Origin of the sequence: Mycobacterium deserti (assembly GCF_025345615.1) — a bacterium.
Taxonomy (GTDB): domain Bacteria; phylum Actinomycetota; class Actinomycetes; order Mycobacteriales; family Mycobacteriaceae; genus Mycobacterium; species Mycobacterium deserti.
Map to the genome: position 1 here is coordinate 715421 of NZ_JAODWD010000004.1, position 17737 is coordinate 733157.

At 65.6% G+C, this 17737-nt stretch carries 19 protein-coding genes; 4 read left to right on the forward strand and 15 right to left on the reverse strand.

Features of this window, described 5'->3' with window-relative positions; translation table 11 throughout:
* The first annotated feature begins 6 nt into the window (after positions 1 to 6).
* The 3 genes from N4S67_RS19740 to N4S67_RS19750 are packed head-to-tail and all read left to right on the forward strand — an operon-like array spanning position 7 to position 3313.
* The gene (locus N4S67_RS19740) at positions 7 to 1320 is read left to right on the forward strand and encodes an acyl-CoA dehydrogenase family protein (protein WP_260994668.1); all 1314 of its coding nucleotides are present in this window, start codon (positions 7 to 9) and stop codon (positions 1318 to 1320) included.
* A 38-nt stretch (positions 1321 to 1358) separates the two neighbouring features.
* Positions 1359 to 2351 (forward strand): phosphotransferase family protein, encoded by a 993-nt coding sequence (locus N4S67_RS19745; protein ID WP_390893453.1) that lies wholly within the window; start codon positions 1359 to 1361, stop codon positions 2349 to 2351.
* Positions 2348 to 3313: an NADPH:quinone oxidoreductase family protein gene (locus N4S67_RS19750; RefSeq protein ID WP_260994670.1), complete on the forward strand. Its 966-nt coding sequence runs from the start codon at positions 2348 to 2350 to the stop codon at positions 3311 to 3313. Before N4S67_RS19745 ends, N4S67_RS19750 begins: the two co-directional genes overlap by 4 nt.
* Here the strand turns inward: N4S67_RS19750 and N4S67_RS19755 are convergent.
* The 8 genes from N4S67_RS19755 to N4S67_RS19790 all read right to left on the reverse strand — a co-directional run bounded on the left by N4S67_RS19755 (position 3310) and on the right by N4S67_RS19790 (position 9686).
* Positions 3310 to 3813, reverse strand: a complete 504-nt coding sequence (locus N4S67_RS19755; RefSeq protein ID WP_260994671.1) for a hypothetical protein — start codon at positions 3811 to 3813, stop codon at positions 3310 to 3312. The genes N4S67_RS19750 and N4S67_RS19755 overlap by 4 nt on opposite strands.
* Positions 3810 to 4433 (reverse strand): TetR/AcrR family transcriptional regulator, encoded by a 624-nt coding sequence (locus N4S67_RS19760; protein ID WP_260994672.1) that lies wholly within the window; start codon positions 4431 to 4433, stop codon positions 3810 to 3812. The genes N4S67_RS19755 and N4S67_RS19760 overlap by 4 nt, the downstream gene beginning before the upstream one ends.
* Before the next feature lie 126 nt (positions 4434 to 4559).
* Positions 4560 to 5762 carry a cytochrome P450 gene (locus N4S67_RS19765; protein ID WP_260994673.1) on the reverse strand — a complete coding sequence of 401 codons (1203 nt, stop codon included), beginning with the start codon at positions 5760 to 5762 and terminating at the stop codon, positions 4560 to 4562.
* Positions 5759 to 6379: a carboxymuconolactone decarboxylase family protein gene (locus N4S67_RS19770; protein WP_260994674.1), complete on the reverse strand. Its 621-nt coding sequence runs from the start codon at positions 6377 to 6379 to the stop codon at positions 5759 to 5761. Before N4S67_RS19770 ends, N4S67_RS19765 begins: the two co-directional genes overlap by 4 nt.
* The gene (locus N4S67_RS19775) at positions 6376 to 7239 is read right to left on the reverse strand and encodes a TIGR03619 family F420-dependent LLM class oxidoreductase (RefSeq protein WP_260994675.1); all 864 of its coding nucleotides are present in this window, start codon (positions 7237 to 7239) and stop codon (positions 6376 to 6378) included. Before N4S67_RS19775 ends, N4S67_RS19770 begins: the two co-directional genes overlap by 4 nt.
* Complete coding sequence (locus N4S67_RS19780) at positions 7236 to 8066, reverse strand: TauD/TfdA dioxygenase family protein (RefSeq protein WP_260994676.1); 831 nt, start codon at positions 8064 to 8066, stop codon at positions 7236 to 7238. The genes N4S67_RS19775 and N4S67_RS19780 overlap by 4 nt, the downstream gene beginning before the upstream one ends.
* Before the next feature lie 4 nt (positions 8067 to 8070).
* A complete protein-coding gene (locus tag N4S67_RS19785; RefSeq protein ID WP_260994677.1) occupies positions 8071 to 8394 on the reverse strand; it encodes a hypothetical protein in 324 nt (107 codons plus the stop codon).
* The gene (locus N4S67_RS19790; RefSeq protein WP_260994678.1) at positions 8394 to 9686 is read right to left on the reverse strand and encodes an aromatic ring-hydroxylating oxygenase subunit alpha; all 1293 of its coding nucleotides are present in this window, start codon (positions 9684 to 9686) and stop codon (positions 8394 to 8396) included. The genes N4S67_RS19785 and N4S67_RS19790 overlap by 1 nt, the downstream gene beginning before the upstream one ends.
* Positions 9687 to 9801: 115 nt before the next feature.
* On the opposite strand from N4S67_RS19790, the gene N4S67_RS19795 reads away from it, so the two are divergent.
* Positions 9802 to 10719: a LysR family transcriptional regulator gene (locus tag N4S67_RS19795; protein ID WP_260994679.1), complete on the forward strand. Its 918-nt coding sequence runs from the start codon at positions 9802 to 9804 to the stop codon at positions 10717 to 10719.
* A 6-nt stretch (positions 10720 to 10725) separates the two neighbouring features.
* On the opposite strand, the gene N4S67_RS19800 is transcribed toward N4S67_RS19795, so the two are convergent.
* From N4S67_RS19800 to N4S67_RS19830, 7 genes are all read right to left on the reverse strand, one after another.
* Positions 10726 to 11874, reverse strand: a complete 1149-nt coding sequence (locus tag N4S67_RS19800; RefSeq protein WP_260994680.1) for an acyl-CoA dehydrogenase family protein — start codon at positions 11872 to 11874, stop codon at positions 10726 to 10728.
* A gap of 42 nt (positions 11875 to 11916) precedes the next feature.
* The gene (locus tag N4S67_RS19805) at positions 11917 to 13062 is read right to left on the reverse strand and encodes a thiolase family protein (RefSeq protein ID WP_260994681.1); all 1146 of its coding nucleotides are present in this window, start codon (positions 13060 to 13062) and stop codon (positions 11917 to 11919) included.
* Positions 13055 to 13852: an enoyl-CoA hydratase/isomerase family protein gene (locus N4S67_RS19810; RefSeq protein ID WP_260994682.1), complete on the reverse strand. Its 798-nt coding sequence runs from the start codon at positions 13850 to 13852 to the stop codon at positions 13055 to 13057. The genes N4S67_RS19805 and N4S67_RS19810 overlap by 8 nt, the downstream gene beginning before the upstream one ends.
* Positions 13849 to 15075, reverse strand: a complete 1227-nt coding sequence (locus N4S67_RS19815) for a CaiB/BaiF CoA transferase family protein (protein ID WP_260994683.1) — start codon at positions 15073 to 15075, stop codon at positions 13849 to 13851. The genes N4S67_RS19810 and N4S67_RS19815 overlap by 4 nt, the downstream gene beginning before the upstream one ends.
* Positions 15072 to 15857, reverse strand: coding sequence for an SDR family NAD(P)-dependent oxidoreductase (locus N4S67_RS19820; RefSeq protein WP_260994684.1), 786 nt, complete (start codon positions 15855 to 15857; stop codon positions 15072 to 15074). Before N4S67_RS19820 ends, N4S67_RS19815 begins: the two co-directional genes overlap by 4 nt.
* A gap of 1 nt (position 15858) precedes the next feature.
* Positions 15859 to 17025, reverse strand: coding sequence for an acyl-CoA dehydrogenase family protein (locus N4S67_RS19825; protein WP_260994744.1), 1167 nt, complete (start codon positions 17023 to 17025; stop codon positions 15859 to 15861).
* A 127-nt stretch (positions 17026 to 17152) separates the two neighbouring features.
* On the reverse strand, positions 17153 to 17737 hold a 585-nt coding region (locus N4S67_RS19830), incomplete at its 5' end, for an amidohydrolase family protein (protein ID WP_260994685.1).

Here is a 17737-nt window from a genome sequence, read left to right on the forward strand (position 1 = left end):
CCCCCGATGGCGTGGGATTTCGATACTGAACCGGAGTACCAGAAGGTCCTGGATTGGGCGGACGAGTTCGTCCGGGAAGAGGTCGAACCGCTGGATCTCGCCTTCCCGGATCAACAGTTCGTGCCGCTGGAGGGGAAGCGACGCGAGGCGGTCGATCCACTCAAAGATGAGGTACGCCGACGCGGACTGTGGGCCACCCACCTCGGGCCGGAACTCGGCGGCCAGGGCTACGGGCAACTGAAACTGGCACTACTGAACGAAATCCTCGGCCGGTCGCAGTGGGCGCCGATCGTGTTCGGTTGTCAGGCCCCCGATACGGGCAACGCCGAGATCATCGCGCACTACGGAACCGAAGAGCAGAAGCAGCGCTATCTACATCCGTTGCTGAGTGGCGAACTGTTCTCCTGCTACTCGATGACCGAACCGCACGCCGGCGCAGACCCGACACTGTTCAAGACCTCAGCGGTGCGCGACGGGGACGACTGGGTGATCAATGGGTGGAAGTTCTTCTCGTCCAACGCCGCCACCGCGTCGTTCCTGATCGTGATGGTGGTGACGAACCCCGACGTCAGTGCCTATCAGGGCATGTCGATGTTCCTGGTCCCGACCGACACCCCCGGCGTGAACATCGTCCGCAACATGGGCCTGTACGGCGAACCCGAGGGCGAGGGTTCCCACGCGCTGATCCACTACGACAACGTGCGCGTGCCGTCCGACGCGCTACTGGGCGGTGAAGGACAGGCCTTCGCGATCGCGCAGACGCGGTTGGGCGGCGGACGCATTCATCACGCGATGCGAACCATCGGGCTTTCGCGCAAGGCGCTGTCCATGATGTGCGAACGTGCGTTGAGCCGCGAGACGCAGGGCAGCAAGCTGTCGGAGAAGCAGTTCGTGCAGGGCTACATCGCAGACTCCTACGCCCAACTGCTTCAGTTCCGGCTGATGGTGCTCTACACCGCGTGGGAGATCGACAAGTACAACGACTACAAGAGGGTGCGCAAGGACATCGCCGCGGTGAAGGTGGTGATGCCGACAGTACTTCACGACATCGCTTGGCGGGCAATGCAAGTCCACGGTGCGCTCGGCGTGACAAACGAGATGCCATTCCTCGCGATGGTCACCGGTGCGGCCGTGATGGGGCTGGCTGACGGGCCGACCGAGGTGCACAAGACCACGGTGGCCAAGCAGGTGCTGCGCGACTACCAGCCCACCGATGATTCATGGCCGACGGAGTGGACACCACGCAAACGTGAAGCGGCGCGGGCGAAGTACGCCCGATACCTGGAGTCTGCCATCGAAAATGAGGTCGGCAACCTGTGAGCGCGCCGCAGATCGACACCAAGAGGCTCGCTTCCTGGATGGACGGCGCCTCACTGCCCGGCGCGGGTGAGCCACTCGAAGCCGAATTCCTGTCGGGCGGTACCCAGAACGTCATCTACAAGATCACCCGCGGCGAGCACGCCTGTGTGCTGCGCATGCCGCCGCCGGACGCCCCGCCCGACCGCGACAAGGGCATCCTGCGGGAATGGCGGATCATCGAGGCCCTCGACGGTACCGAGGTGCCGCACACCGCGGCGGTCGGAGTGTGCCCGGACGCGGATGTACTCGGCAGGCCCTTCTATCTCATGGGATTCGTCGACGGCTGGTCGCCGATGGACCTCGAACAGCGACGCTGGCCCGCGCCGTTCGACTCCGATGCCGCTGCCCGCGCCGGGCTGTCCTATCAATTGGCCGAGGGGATCGCGCTGCTGTCCAAGGTGGACTGGCGGGCCAAGGGTCTGCAGGATCTCGGCCGCCCCGACGGCTTCCACGAACGTCAGGTCGACCGGTGGACCGCATTCTTCGAGCGGATAAAGGGCCGCGACATCGACGGTCTCGACGTCGCCACCGACTGGCTGCGCAATCATCGTCCGCTCGACTTCATCCCAGGACTGATGCACGGCGACTACCAGTTCGCCAACGTCATGTACAAGCACGGCGCACCAGCACAACTGGCGGCTATCGTCGATTGGGAGATGGGCACCGTCGGTGATCCCAAGCTCGACCTCGGCTGGATGGTGCAGAGCTGGCCGGAAGACACGAGCGCGCCGGGCGAGTCGGAAATGAACTACGTCGACATGCGCGAAATGCCGTCTCGCGCAGAGGTCGTCGACCACTACGCGAAGGTGTCCGGGCGCCAGGTCGACGATCTCGACTACTACCTGGTGCTGGCGAAGTGGAAGCTGGCGATCGTGCTCGAGCAGGGTTTCCAACGTGCCGGCGACAACGAGAAACTCCGTGCCTACGGGCCCGTCATCGTTTCGCTGATGCGCTCGGCCGCCGACCTCGCCGAGTCCAGCGACTACCGGTGAGAGCAGCGGTCTGCCCGGCGTACGGCCCGCCGGAAATGGTTCGCATCGACGAGTGCGCCTCGCCTGCCATCGGCGCCGGTCATGTGCGAGTGCGGGTGCACGCGGCCGCGGTGAATTACCCGGATGTGCTGCTGGTAGCGGACCGGTATCAGATCAGCGTGCCCGCCCCGTTCGTCCCGGGCAGTGAATTCGCCGGCGAGATCGTCGAAAAAGGGCCTGCCGTCTCGGATTTGGCCGTCGGCGACCGAGTCGTCGGCACCGGACTCTACGGCGCCTTCGCCGAAGAGGTCGCCGTACCGGCGAGTGAACTGGCACGTATCCCGGAGGGCGTCGACGACCGCACCGCTGCGGCCTTCGGCGTCGCGTACCGCACTGCGTACCACACCCTGCGGTCGATGGCCCGGGTGAAGGCCGGCGACGACGTAATTGTCCTCGGCGCCGGCGGTGGCGTCGGACTGGCGGCGGTCCAGCTGGCCGCGCAGCTGGGCGCTTCGGTCACCGCGGTCGCGTCATCGGGCGAAAAACTCGCGGCTGCCACCGGATACGGTGCAGATCACGTCGTGAATCATCGGTCGGGTGATCTGCGCGGCGCCCTGAAGGAGGCCGTCCCGGGCGGCGCACACGCCGTCGTCGACCCGGTCGGCGGAAAGTTGTCCGAACCCGCGCTGCGCTCCCTGCGCCGCGGCGGACGCTTCGTCACCGTCGGTTACGCCTCCGGCGTCATCCCCACCATCCCGCTGAACCTGATCCTGGTCAAAGGTGTTCACCTGCTGGGCTTTCAATTCCAGGACGTGCCGCCCGACGAATTCGCCCGCAATGAGGACGAACTGCGCGACCTGTTGATCAGCGGACGGGTGCGCCCGCACGTCGGCGCGGTCTACCCGCTCACCGAAGTCGTGCAAGCGCTACAACATGTCGCCGACGGACGCGCTGTCGGTAAGGTCCTGATCGACCTCACCTAGCTTGCCGGCACCAGATCCGCGGCGACCGAAGCCAGCATTCCGCACCGGAACGTCTCGGTGCCGCCGACCGAATTGGCTGCCGAATCGTTAGCCGCTGCCAGCGCGCGGGCCTTGAAAGCCCTTGCCGCAGCGCTCAAGTAGTGCTGCGCTGAGTCGACGTCGTGATCAAGTTCGGCGGGTACAGACTCGCCCCAGAGCGTGACCTCCGTTGCGCCCTGATCGAGCGCCTTGCGCACGTGAGCCAACACGCGCGGGTCCCGCTCGAAGTACTCGGCCGCGACGGCGACCGTCTGCGGGTGGGGCCGCGACTCCCATGTCGCGAGCACCGACTCCAAGTCGAGCGTCTCGGCGCCGAGGATCTGCAGCGGCCGCAGGTCGTCATCGTTGCCGAGCAGCACGGTGACATCCCATCCCGCCATGACCCGGTCATAGATCCAGCCGCCCGCGGACTTCACCGCATCGAGCGCCGTCGGGGCGACGACGTCGAGCCGGTATCTCATGTCGAGCTCCGTGGCGCCAGCTCGCGTCCCAGCGACTCCGCGTATCCCTTGAACACCTCTGCCAACTGGATTGAGGGATCGAGCAACCATAGGGTCTCCATTCCATAGATAAAGGCGAGAATTTCCACGGCCTTGCTGGCCCCATCGATATCGGGGCGGTACTTACCGCTTCGCTGACCGCGCTCGATGATCGCGACGATGATCTCCACCGCCGACTGATAGCGGTTGAGCAGGCGATCGTGCAGGGGCGCTTCCGGGGCGATGTTCTCCACCAGCAGCACGGTGAACGTGCCGACCAGCTCGGGGGCCCGGTCGAACCGTTCGGGCACCCGGCCCAGCTCGGTGACCAGGTCGCCGGAGCGGTAGTCCGCATGGATCTCGTCGTCGGCGTCGCGGGCGTCGAGGACGGCGTTGAGCAGGTGTTCCTTGGACTCGAAGTGGTGCAGCAGGCCCGCCGGGGTGACGCCTGCCTCCTTGGCGATCTGCGCCAGCGAGGTGTTGCGCCAGCCGTTGCGCGCCAGCAGTCGCTCGGCGACGCCGAGAATCCGCTGTCTGCGGTCCTCGCCTTTGGCGAGGAGAGACGCGTAGGGCCGTGAGGCCAACGGCTCCGGGGCTGTCACGGGGCTCCTTCGTTGAACCAACCTAGTGAACACACAGTAGGTAGGTTGCTCCGCTGTGACAAGGGTCTCAGCCGGTTTATTTTTTGACGCGTGTCCCACCTCGGCAAATGCGGCGGCGCGTTCACCTCAGACGTGCGCGGGCATGCTGTCCCAGCCCCGCACGGTCGACGACGACGAGAACACCGCGTTCTCATGGTCGATCTCCCAGTCGGGAAAGCGGCTCAGGATCTCATCGAGGGCGATCCGGCCCTCGATCCGGGCCAAAGCGTTACCAAGGCAATAGTGGGCACCGACGCCGAAGCTCGCATGCTGGCGCGGCGTGCGGTTGATGTCGAAGTGCTCAGCGTCGTCGCCGAAGCGGCGTTCGTCACGGTTGGCTGCTCCGAGCAGCGTCAAGATGGCGCTGCCTTCGGGCACCGTCGTGCCGTGGAACTCGACGTCCTGGGTGACGAAGCGGCCGGCCTGCAGCGCCGGCGGCTCGAATCGCAGGATCTCTTCGATCGCTGCGGGCAGCAGCGACCGGTCGGCGACCAACTGGCGCCGTTGATCGGGGTGTTCGGACAGCAGCTTTCCCGACCAACCGATCAATCGCGTCGTGGTCTCCGCGCCGGCGACCGCGACGAGGTTCATGAAGATGAGCAGTTCGTCGCGGCGCAGTTTCCGGACGACACCCGTTTCGTCGGTGAATTCGGCGTTGAGCAGTTCGGTGGTGAGGTCGTCCGCGGGATGGTCGATCCGCCAGTCGATGAACTCGGCGAACACTTCGCCGTCGCTCAGCGTGCCCTCGGGGTTGTCGGTCATCCGTCCGCCCCGCTCGGTGCGCACGTGTCGGTCACCGTCCTGCTGCACGCGGTGCTGATAGTCCTCCGGGATGCCGAACAGCATGCCCACCACCCGCAACGGCATGATCGCCCCGAGGTCCTCGACGAAATCGAAGTGATCACCGCCCACGACCGCGTCCAGACACTTCTTGGTGAAGTCGCGGACTTTGGGTTCGAGGGCGTTCATCTTGCGGGGCGTGAACGCCCGTGCGAGCAGGCTGCGGTGGATGTCGTGGGCCGGTGGGTCTTCGAATACCAACAAGCCCGGCGGTATCGCCATGCCTGACTTGATGATCTCGAGCACGGCGCCGCGCGCGGAGGAGAAAGTCCGGAAATCGACGAGCGTGCGGTTGACGTCGTCGAAGCGGCTCACCGCGTAGAAGTCGTGAACCTCGTTGTAGTACAACGGCGCTTCATCGCGGAACCGCTTGAACATCGGATAGGGATCGGCATTCAGGTCGGCATGCCACGGGTCGTAATACAGCTCGCCGGTTGCACTCGCCGTCATGGGTTCTGCCTTTCCTCGTCAGGCAATATGGCGCTGCCGGGGGGCGGCACCAACCCCCAGGTGTCGCAGGCGGCCGCCAACATCGCATACGTGCCGACGACGAAGATGACCTCCATCGCCTGATGTGTTCCAAGTTCGGCGACAAGGCGTGTCCACGTCGAGACGCTGGCCCGCCCGTCTGCGAGAATCTCGTCGGTTGCTTCGAGGACCAGTCGGTCGACACCGTCGAACTCCGCGTTGCCTTCCGCGAGCCGGCCGATGTCGTCTTCGGACAAGCCGCCGGCGATGGCGATCCGGACATGTTCGCCCCAGAAGAACACCGAGCGGCGGGTATAGGCCAGCCGCAGAATCGCCAGCTCCCGCAGCCGCAGCGGCAGTTCACCGCGCTGTAGCAGAAACCCGTTGTAGCGCAGAAAGTCTCGTGCCATCGCGGGATGGCGTGCCAGCACGCCGAGGATGTCGAACTTCGACGGGTCCGCTGCGTGGCCGGATCCCGCCCGCGGCACGTCTTCTCCAGGAATGCCGAACAGCTCCCCGACGGCCGCGTACTCATCGGGGCCCCACTCTTGTTCGGGTACCGGCGCCAAATAGGGCCGTTCGGCGCCGATCTCGGTCATGACGGGCCTCCGGGCGAGTGGATTTCGGCGAGCGCGTGGATCTGCTCGAGATAGTGCTCCAACGAATGGTGGACGAACCGTGCGGACACCACCGTGGTGCCCGCGGCCGCCATGGCGTGCAGCGTGTCGAGTGTCGCTTCCGGGTCGTTCACCGGATCGAGCGGCCGGTCGGCAGGTAGCACCACGTCGAATCCTGCGGGCACGTCGCGATCGCGCAGCCACTCCCCCGCGGTAGCCACCGTGATGCCGAACGGGCACCAACCGTCGGCGAGCGTGAGGGCACGCCGTAGCGAGCGCTTCGTGCGACCGCCGACCCAGAGCGGCAGATGTGGCTGCAGCGCACAGGGGTCGACGGTCAGATCCCGAAACGAGTAGAACTCGCCGTCATAGGCCGGCTCGTTCGACGGCAGAGCGGCTCGCAAGGCCCGCAGGGCGTCATCGCCCCGTGCGCCGCGATCGTCGAACGGTGCGCCGAGAACGTCGAATTCTTCCTTCAGCGATCCGACGCCGACGCCGAGAATCACCCGGCCGCCGCTGACGTGATCCAGCGTGCCGTAACGCTTCACGATTGCCAGCGGGTGATGGTATCCCAGCACCAGCGTCATCGTTGCGAGCCGAATTGTGCTGGTGCGCGCGGCGATATAGCCCAGCGTGGCCAATGGATCCCAGTACCTCGAGCCACGCCGATCGGCTTCGGACACAGGAATGCCGATGTGCTCGCTGCACGTCAGATGGTGGTAACCCAGTTCGTCCGCGGCCTCGGCGACACGGCCGATGTCCTCGACGGTGGCGGTCTTCTCCCAGGTCAGGGCCGCCCCTGCGACGTTGGTGACGACGGGCGTGGCGATGGCGAGTTTCAATTCAGGGGTTCTTCCCCGGCCAGGATCGTGCGGTGCATCAACCGGCCGCTGTCCGCGGCGTAGGGCAGCGCACGGTGCATGGTGCCGGTGTTGTCCCAGATCAGCAGGTCGCCGACCTGCCACTCGTGCCGGTAGACGTACTGCGGCTGGGTGGCCCAATCACGAAGACGGGCAAGCAGAGCGCGACTCTGTTCGACCGACATCCCGACGACGTAGTCCGCGGTCGCGCCGAGGAGCAGCGACTTGCGGCCGGACTGGTGCTGCCAGACGATCGGACACACCTTTGTCGGCGAGTTCTGCCAGAAGCTGACCTCCTCGTAGCTCATCTCCGGGGTCACGTAGTACTGCGAACGCTCGGCACTGTGCACCACCCGAAGGTCGGCGATGAGGTCCTTGTCGGACTGCGGCAGATCGTCGTACGCCGCGTAGGTGTTGCAGAACTCGGTCTGTCCCCCGGCGTCGGACAGCTTTATCGCGTGCAGCACAGTGGCGAGGTTCGGGTAGGGCTGCAGTGAACCGTCGAAGTGCCAGAACAGCGAGCCCTTCAGGTACTGGGCGCGCTTGTTCACGGTGCTGTCCAACGAGATCTTGTAAATCCCGCCTTCGCCCTCGGTGGCCACGGTGGTGCCTAGTGTCTTGGCGATGGCGACCTGCTGTTCGTCGCTGATCTCGAGCCCGCGGAAATAGACGACCCCCCGCTGCTCGAGGACCTCGCGGATCCTCGGGGCTTCGCGCCCACTCAGCAGGGTCTCTACATCGGTTCTGATCTCGCTGCCGATGCGCGGGGCGACGTCGATGATCTCGAGTTGGGTCGCAGAGATTCCCATGGCGTCAGCTCACTCTCGTGAGGATGGTGTTTGCAGAGTGCTTCACCCGTGGCTGGTGCCACAGTTCGACCGCGAGCGAGACCGTGATCAACGAGTACAGCAGGTTGCGCAGGTTCGCGACGTCGTCAGGCAGGGGTTCGGCGTAGTCGAACTTGTCGATATAGGCGACGGCCTCCTCGGCGAAGGGGAACACCTGGTCATAGAAGGCCTTGATCTCGTCCATGGAGCTGTTGACCCGCTTGACGTAGCGGTCGTGGCCATCCTCGATGGCCCATTCGTCGACCAGATGCTCCAATTGCGAGAACTCCGACGGCAGAACGGCGCTCATCAGTCGCCCGCCTTGGTCTTCTCGCCGGCCACTCCGGAATTCACGTAGTCGCCCACCACCTTGTGAAGATGGCGCAGCAGGATCTCCTCGTCGTTCATGGTGAAGTGGGTCAGGGCGCCGCTGTTCAACATCGCCTGCAGCCCCTCTGACGGGCTGGCGTCCTCCAGGATGATGTCGTTGAGGAACGTCACGGTCAGTTCCTGGCCCAGCCGCTCCTTGTGCGTCTTCGGCGGGTCGTAGAACATCTCGACCTCGAACACGTGCGAATGCGGCCCGGTGGGCCAGTGCGTGTGGGTGGTGAACCCCGACGCACCGAAGATCAGAACGAAGTTGGGGAAGAACTGGAAAGAGTCGAACCCGTACTTCTCTGCGCGAGCGGGATTGAATCCAGGCGGCAACGGGCCGCGATCGCTGCGCTTGTTCCACGGTCCCGCCGCGCTGGCCTCCATGACGCATTCTGTCGGCTTCGAGTACGGAGTCCTTCGCGACGGCTCACCGGCGAAGGAGAACATCCGGTGCGGGCCCTCGAGTTGGTACGCCAGCGCATCAGTGAACGGATTCGGTTGATCCAGCGCTTCTTTGGCCTCCGCGGTGAGGTTGCCGAACGAGGAGGCGTGCAGGTACGGGCCGTGGTAGCTCTCGGCGAAGCCGTCGACGAAGATCTTCCAGTTGCACGCCAACTCGACCTTGAACTCGTACACCTGATGCGGCCCGTCGAACGGGTAACCCTCGATCCCGTGGGCCAGCGGACCGAGGAAGTCCCGTAGCGATTCGGTGTTGTGCGGGTTGAGGTGGATGAAGATGAACCCCTCCCACACCTCGCATTGGATCGACGGCACGCTGCAGGAGTCGGCGTCGAAGTCCAGCAGCAGGTCCTTGCGAGTAGCCGAGTGCAGTGAGCCGTCGAGGTTGTATCGCCAGCCGTGGAATCGGCAGTACAGCAACGGTGCCCGGCCCTGCACCTCCTGGAACGGGTCGTCCTCCCACAGCATCTTGTTGCCCCGGTGCGGGCAGATGTTGTGAAAAGCCCGGATGACGCCATCCTTGCCGCGAACAATGATGACCGAGGTGTTGAGAAACTTCAGTTCGCGGGTGAAGTAGCTGCCGGTGCGCGGAACCTTCTCGACGCGACCGACATACAGCCACGTCTTCTTGAATACGTGCTCGCGTTCCTGCTCGTAGAACTCCGGGGAGACACAATCCTCGAGCGAAACCGGCCCTCGGCCGAGTTCGGGATAGGCGTCGGTCCAATGTCCGCTTGCGGGTTTGGTCACCAGGCTGTTGTGACTCATGAGGCCCTCCTTCGGGCCGACGCTAACAGTCAGTTGATCCGTCGAAATAGGTGCAGAACCGCAACACCCTGTTGCATATTTGGAACAGCGCATCCGACGAGCACAGGAACACCCCATGGAGCAGAACCTGCCGTTCGACGTCGACGCCCTGCTGGTATTCGGCAAGGTGGTCGAGTCGCGCAGCCTGTCGAAGGCGGCAGCGTTGCTCGGGATGCCCAAATCGACGGTCAGCCGCAAGCTGGCCAAGCTGGAGTCCGACCTCGGCATAAAGCTGCTCCGCAAGAACACCCACCAGATCACCGTCACCGACCTCGGCGAGCAGGTGTATGCGCACGCGACCACCATCCTCACTGAAGCCAACGGGGTGCGCGCGCTTGCCGAGGCCAGCAGGCAGGAACCGCAGGGCGAACTGCGCGTCGCGATTCCGGTTTTCGTCGGCATCGACTACGCCTCGCGGGTCGGCGCGATGTTTCTGCAGCGCTATCCGCAGTCCCGGCTGGACATCCGACTGGTGGACCGCATGGTCGACCCGATCAAGGACGGCTTCGATGTCGTGTTCGGCACCGGCCCGCTGCAGGACTCGACCCTGATCGCCCGCAAGGTGTTCAGTCTCGAGTTGTTCCTCTGCGCGTCACCGGATTTCGTGTCGCAACTGGCGACGCCACTGACCGAGCCCGAACAGCTCGACCGCCTGCCCTTCATCGATTTCGGATTCTCCGGCCCGCGCAGGCTCACCGTCGGAAAGGGCGCCCGCCGCTACGAACTGTCGTCGCAAGTGCGGGCGCGCGCCAACAACTTTCAGGTATGCAAGCAGTACATCTTGCAGGGACTCGGCATCGGCGCCATGCCGACACAGATCATCTGCACCAACGAACTTCACGATGGCACCATCGTGCCGGTCCTGCCGGAGTGGAAGCCCGACCCGCTGGACGTGCACATGATCTACCCGTTCGAGCTGTCCTACTCGACACTCATCAGCGCCTTTTACGAGGCGGCCTGCGACATCATCGTCGAGAACACCGCCCGGGCGTGACTTCAGCTAGAGGCCAAGCGATTTCGCGATGATCACCTTCATCACTTCGCTGGTGCCCGCATAGATCCGGGCCACCCGGGCGTCGGTGTACAGCCGGGCGATCGGGTACTCCATCATGTAGCCGTAGCCACCGAACAGCTGAAGACAGCGGTCGACCACGCGCTGCTGCATCTCGGTGCAGAACAGCTTCACCCGCGCCGCATCGGCCGCCGACAGCTCACCGTCGACATGCAGCGCCACGGCACGGTCGAGCATCGCCTGAGCGGCTTCCACCTCCGTTGAGCAGGCCGCCAGCTCGAACTTCGTGTTCTGAAACGACGCCACCGGCGTGCCGAATGCCTTGCGGTCCTTGGTGTAGTCGATGGCCGCGGCGATCGCCGAGCGTGCCTGCGACACCGATCCGACCGCGACCGTCAATCGCTCCTGCGGAAGGTTGTGGCCCAGATAGCCGAATGCCTCGTCCTGCTCGCCCAGCACGTTGGCCGCGGGCACCCGCACGTCGACGAATGACAGCTCCGCGGTGTCCTGCACCTTGCAGCCCATCTTCTCCAGCTCGCGACCGCGGGTGAACCCTTCCATGCCGTCCTCGACGACGAACAGGGTCAGCCCCTTGCGCCGGTTGTCCGGATCCGTCGAAGTCCGCGCGACGACGATCACCAGATCGGCCTGCATGCCGCCGGTGATGAACGTTTTGGCGCCGTTGAGGATCCAGTCGTCGCCGTCACGCACCGCGGTGGTGCGCATGCCGGCAAGATCGGAGCCGGTGCCGGGCTCGGTCATCGCGACGGCGGTCAGCAGTTCGCCCGCCGCGAGGCCCGGGAACCAGCGCTTGCGTTGCTCGTCGTTCGCATAGTGCAGGAAGTACGGCAGGATCACTTCCAGCTGTGTGCGCACGGTCGACAGGGTCACCAGCGCCCGCGCCGCCTCTTCCTGAAGCACGACGTTGTAGCGGTAATCGGGCATGCCCGCGCCGCCGTACTCCTCGGGGATGGCCATCCCGAGCATTCCGAGCGCCCCCATCTGCTGGAAGACCTCGCGAGGCATGCGTCCGCCCTTCTCCCAGTCGGGATAGTGCGGGACGACCTCCTTCTCGACGAAGTCGCGGGCGAGCTCGCGGAATGCCTCGTGGTCTTCGGTGAACAGGTCTCTTTGCACGCGTCGTCCTCTCGGGTGGGCAGGGCGGGAACCAGCCTCGTCTTAGGCGATGAGCTCGACAAGGGTGGCGTTGGCCGTGCCGCCCCCCTCGCACATGGTCTGCAGTCCGTACCGAAGTCCGTTGTCCCGCATGTGGTTGATCATGCGCGTCATCAGCACTGCGCCTGACGCTCCCAGCGGGTGCCCCAGCGCGATGGCGCCGCCGAGCGGGTTCAGCTTCGCCTCGTCCGCGCCGGTCTCGGCCAGCCAGGCCAGCGGCACCGGCGCGAACGCCTCGTTCACCTCGAAGACGCCGATCTCGTCGATGGTGACACCCGCTTTGTGCAACACCTTCTCGGTGGCCGGGATCGGCCCGGTGAGCATCAGGACCGGGTCGGCTCCGGTGACCGCTCCTGCTCGGTAGCGCACAATCGGCCGCAGCCCCATCGTGATCGCGTTCTCGGCGGTCATCACCAGAAGTGCCGCGGCGCCGTCGGAGATCTGCGACGAGTTTCCGGCGTGGATGACGCCGTCGTCTTGGAACGCCGGCTTGAGTCCGGCCAGCTTTTCGACCGTGCTTCCCCGCCGCACGCCCTCGTCGGCGACCACCGGATCGCCGTCGGTGAACACCGGCATGATCTGGGTTTCGAACGCGCCGTCGTCCTGCGCCTTCGCAGCGAGCTCGTGGGACCGCACGGAGTACTCGTCGAGCCGGGTCCGCGAGAAGCCCCACTTCTCAGCGATCAACTCCGCCGAGATGCCCTGATTGAACGAGAACTCCTTATACCGGTCAAGCACTTTCGGGCCGTAGGGCATGCCCGTCGAGCGTGCCGAACCGAGCGGCACCCGGCTCATCACCTCGACGCCGCCGGCGACGACGACGTCCTGCTGGCCCGACATGACGGCCTGCACCGCGAAGTCGAGCGCCTGCTGGCTGGACCCGCACGCCCGGTTGACCGTCGTGCCCGGGATGTTCTCCGGCCAGCCCGCGGCGAGCACCGCATATCGACCGATGTTGCTCGACTGGTCGCCGACCTGCGAGACGCAGCCCCACACCACGTCGTCGACGATGTCCGGGTCGACCCCGGCCCGCTCCACCAGCGCGTTGAGCACGATCGCGGACAGGTCGGCGGCGTGCATGTCCGACAGCCCGCCGTTGCGCTTGCCGACGGGCGTTCGCACCGCCTCGACGATCACGGTTTCACGCATCGTATGTCTCCGATCTCGATAGGGCCCACCGGCCGGTGAACGCCGCCGCGCGCCTCTCGGCGAAGGCGGCGTACGCCTCTGCCGAGTCTGCAGTGGCGAAGTTGTTTGGTTGTGCGCGGGCCTCGTTGGCCAGTGCCTCGGGCAGGGTCGCGTCGGCGCCGTCGTTCAGCAGCGCCTTGCTCTGCGCCAGTGCGACGGGCGGGCCCGCGGCGAGCCGGCCGGCCAACTCGGCCACGAAATCGTCGATCTCATCGGCCGCCTTGACCCACGTCACCAGGCCGAGCGCGCGCGCCTCCTCGGCGTCGATGGTGTCGGCGAGCAGCACGAGCCGCTTGGCCTGTTGGAGCCCGACGAGCTTGGGCAGCAGCCAGGATCCGCCGAGGTCTATCGACAGCCCCCGCTTGGAGAAGATCTGGCAGAACCGGGATTCGGGGGTGGCCACCACGAAGTCGCATCCGAGCGCGAGGTTCCATCCGGCGCCGACGGCGATGCCGGTCACCTTCGCGATCGTGGGCACCGTCAATTCGTGCAGGGCGAGCGCGACGTCGGTGAGTCTGCGCAGCTTGTGCCGCGGATGAATGTCCTCCGGCGTGGCGATGTCGGCGCCCGAACAGAAGGCGCCGCCCGCACCGGTGACGACGAGGGCGCGCAGTTCGGTGTCGCGTGCGGCCCCGCGCAGCGCATCGGCCAACTCCTCCCATAGCGCAGCGTTGATCGCGTTCTTGCGGTCCGGTCGGTTGAGCGTCAACGTGCGGACCCCGTCGTGGTCCGAGGTCAACAGCGCACTCATGAGTGGGCCGGTCCGATCACTCCGGCGGCCCGCAGTCGCTCGATGTCGTCGGCACTGAGACCGAGTTCAGCCAGGACGGCGTCGGTGTGTTCGCCGAGGCCGGGCACGGGTCCCATGGGCTGTTCGAAGCCGCTGATGACCGGGGGCGGACGCAGCGCGCGGATATCGCCTGCAGGCGTGCCGACCGTGCGCCATCTGTCCCGCGCGGTGAGTTGCGGATGCACCACCACCTCGCTGGGCCGGTTGTAGCGCGAGTTGCCGATGCCGGCGTCGTCGGCGATCTTCTGGATCTCAGCGAGATCGTGCTGAGCACACCAGGACCCGATGGCCTCGTCCAGGATGTCGCGATGCGCGCATCGGCCCGGGTTGGTACCGAAGCGTGGATCGTCGGCGAGGTCGGGGCGCTCGATGATCTCCCGGGCCACGCGCTGCCACTCGCGGTCATTGGTGGTGCCGAGCACCACTGTCTGGCCGTCGCGGGTCGAATAGGCGCCGTATGGCGCGACGGCCGGCGAACCGACACCGAGCGGCTCCTGGTCGATACCGGAGTGCTGGGTGTAGGTCAGCGCGTAGCCCATCACGTCGGTCATCACGTCGAACAGGCTCAGTTCCACCGAGGGCGCCGCGCCCTCAGTCGTGCCGCCCTTGCGCGCGAACAGCAGCGCCAGGATGGAGATCGCGGCATAGAGGCCCGTGGTGAAGTCCGCCATCGCGGGTCCTGGCTTGGCGGGCATGCCCGGATAGCCGGTGATCGCGCACGAGCCCGACTCCGCCTGCACGAGAAGGTCATAGGCGCGCTTGTGCGAAATCGGCCCGCCCGGGCCATAGCCGTCGATCTCGACGGGGATCACGTGGGGATGGCGCTGCGCGAGGTCGGCCGGGGCGATGCCCAGGCGCGCGGTCGCGCCGGGCGCGAGGTTGCACACGAACGCGTCGGCGCGCTCGAGCAGCCGGTGCAGTAGGTCGATTCCCTCTGCCGTCTTCGTGTTCAACGTGACCGATTCCTTGCCACGGTTACACCAGACGAAATGTGCTGCCAGCCCACCGGGCCCGTTCACGACATCGTCGTAGTGACGCGCGAAGTCACCGCCCTGCGGGTTCTCCACCTTGATGACGCGGGCACCGAAATCGGCGAGCACCCGAGTACACATCGGTGCGGCGACGGCCTGCTCCATGGCGACGACCGTGACGCCGGCGAGAGGCCCACGCGTGCGCGGCGTCACATGACCATTCCGCCGTCGACCGGGAGCACCTGCCCGGTGACGTAGGACGCCGCGTCGGAGGCCATGAACACGAACGCGCCGGCGACCTCTGATGGCTCCGCCCAGCGCTTCATCGGTATGCGGTTCATCATGTTCGCGGCGAATTTTTCGTTGGTGCGGATGGTTTCGGTCATCGCGGTGGCGGCCAGCGGCGCCAGCGCATTGACCGTGATGCCCTGGGTGGCCAGTTCCCGCGCCAGCGACTTGGTGATCCCGATGATGCCCGCCTTGGCCGCCGAATAGTTGACCTGACCGAGGGTTCCGGTGAGTCCGGCCGCGGAAGTGACGTTGACGATCCGGCCGGTGCCGTCGGTGGGGATGTGGGGCAGTGCGGCCTGCGTGACGTTGAACGCACCCATCACGTGAATGTCGAACAGCAGCCGGAACGACTCCTGGGTGGTCTTGGCGAACATCGCGGGTTTCGTCACGCCCGCGTTGTTGATGAGAATGTGCAGCTTGCCATCGCCGAGCGCTGCCGCCCGGGCCGCGGCCGCGTCGGCCGAGTCGCGGTCCGAGACGTCGAGGGCGGCACTTTCGGCTCTGCCCCCTGCGGCCGTGATCCGCTCTGCCACAGCGGCGGCCGCGTCCTTGTCGAGGTCGGTGACGAGGACCGCGGCACCCGCCTCGGCCAGCGCCGCGGACACCGCGGAGCCTATACCGCCCGCGGCACCGGTCACCAGCGCCGACCGTCCGGTCAGGTCGAAGTACCGGCGGGGCTGGACGTGGGGGGAGGATGTAGTCATCTCAGTAGCTCCTGGGAAGGCCGAGCACGTGTTCGCCGAGGAAGTTCAGGATCATCTCTTGACTGACCGGGGCGATCTTCATCAGGCGCGACTCACGGAAGTACCGCGACACGTGGTACTCCTCGGAGTAGCCCATGCCGCCGTGCAGCTGCAGTGCCCGGTCCGCCGCGCCGAAGCCGGCGTCGGCGCAGAGGTACTTGGCCGTGTTTGCCTCGCGCCCACAGGGTTTGCCGTTGTCATAGAGCCACGTCGCCTTGCGCAGCACCAGTTCTGCGGCGTCGAGGCGGGCGAGCGAGTCGGCCAGCGGGAACTGAAGGCCCTGGTTCATGCCGATCGGTCGGTTGAACACGACGCGCTCGTTGCCGTACTTGACGGCTTTCTCCAGTGCAACCCGTCCGATGCCCAGCGCCTCGGCGGCGATCAGCATGCGCTCGGGGTTCAGTCCGTCGAGGATGTACCTGAAGCCCTGGCCTTCTTCGCCGACTCGGTCCTCGACCGGCACCATCAGGTCGTCGATGAACAACTCGTTGGAGCTCACCGCATTTCGGCCCATCTTCTTGATGGGGCGGATGTCGACGTGGTCGCGGTCGAGGTCGGTCAAGAACAGAGTCATGCCGTCGGTCTTCTTGGTCACCTCGTCGAACGGCGTCGTGCGGGTGAGCAGCAGGATTTTCTCGGATTCCTGCGCCTTGGAGATCCACACTTTCCGGCCGTTGACCCGGTAGTGGTCACCCTCACGCCTGGCGAAGGTGGTGATGCGCGAAGTGTCCAGCCCCGCACCGGGTTCGGTCACTCCGAAGCACACATGCAGGTCGCCGTCGACGATCCGCGGCAGCGTCGCCTTCTTCAGCTCGTCGGAGCCGTGTTTGACCACCGGCTGCATGCCGAAGATCGTGAGGTGGATGGCGCTGGCGCCGTTCATCGCCGCCCCGGAACGCGCGACCTCTTCGAGCAGCAGCGTGGCCTCGGTGATGCCGAGACCGTGTCCGCCGTACTCCTCGGGAATGGTCATGCCCAGCCAACCGCCGGAGGAGATCGCGTCGTAGAACTCTTGGGGGAATTCGTGCGCCAGGTCCTTCTTCATCCAGTACTCGTCGTCGAACCTGCTGCACAATTGCGCGACGGACTTGCGAATGATCTGCTGATCCTCAGTCAGCTCGAAGCTCATTCCCCCGGGCACGTGTCTCTCCTGTCAATCGAATGGCGCAGACCGGTGCGCCGGCGCGTAGACGGATCTTCCGCACCGGCGCAACCATCTGTAGTTGTCGCCGACTCTGGAGCCGGCAGAGGCGGAGCTAGTCCTTGTTGCCGGTCAGTTCCTTGGCCGCAGCGGCGAAGTCGGCGAAGTTGGCGCCGGTCTTCTCCTTCTTGGACAACGCTTGGATGGAGACGTCGTGGCCTTCAGCGGCCTTCCGTAGTGCTCCGACGGTGGCTTGTTCTTTGGTGATGTGGGTGAACGGGTCGAAGTTGTACCAGCGCATGGCGTTCTGGTAGGTCATCTTGTTGATCTCGACGTCGGGCACGTTGTTGGCCTTGAGCACCTCGTCGAGTTGCTCGGGCGCCCCGGGCCACATCGAGTCGCTGTGCGGGTAGTCGGCCTCCCAGCAGATGTTGTCAACGCCGATCTCGTTGCGCACCGCGACTCCGACCGGGTCGGCGATGAAGCAGGTCAGGAAGTGATCGCGGAACACCTCGCTGGGCACCTTGTCGCCGAAGTCCTGACCGGTCCACGTGGAGTGCATCTCGTAGGTGCGATCCACGCGCTCCAGGAAATACGGTATCCATCCGGTGCCGCCTTCGGATAAGGCGATCTTCAGGCCTGGGTATTCCTTGATCGGCTTGGACCACAACAGATCCGCCGCGGCCTGCACGATGTTCAT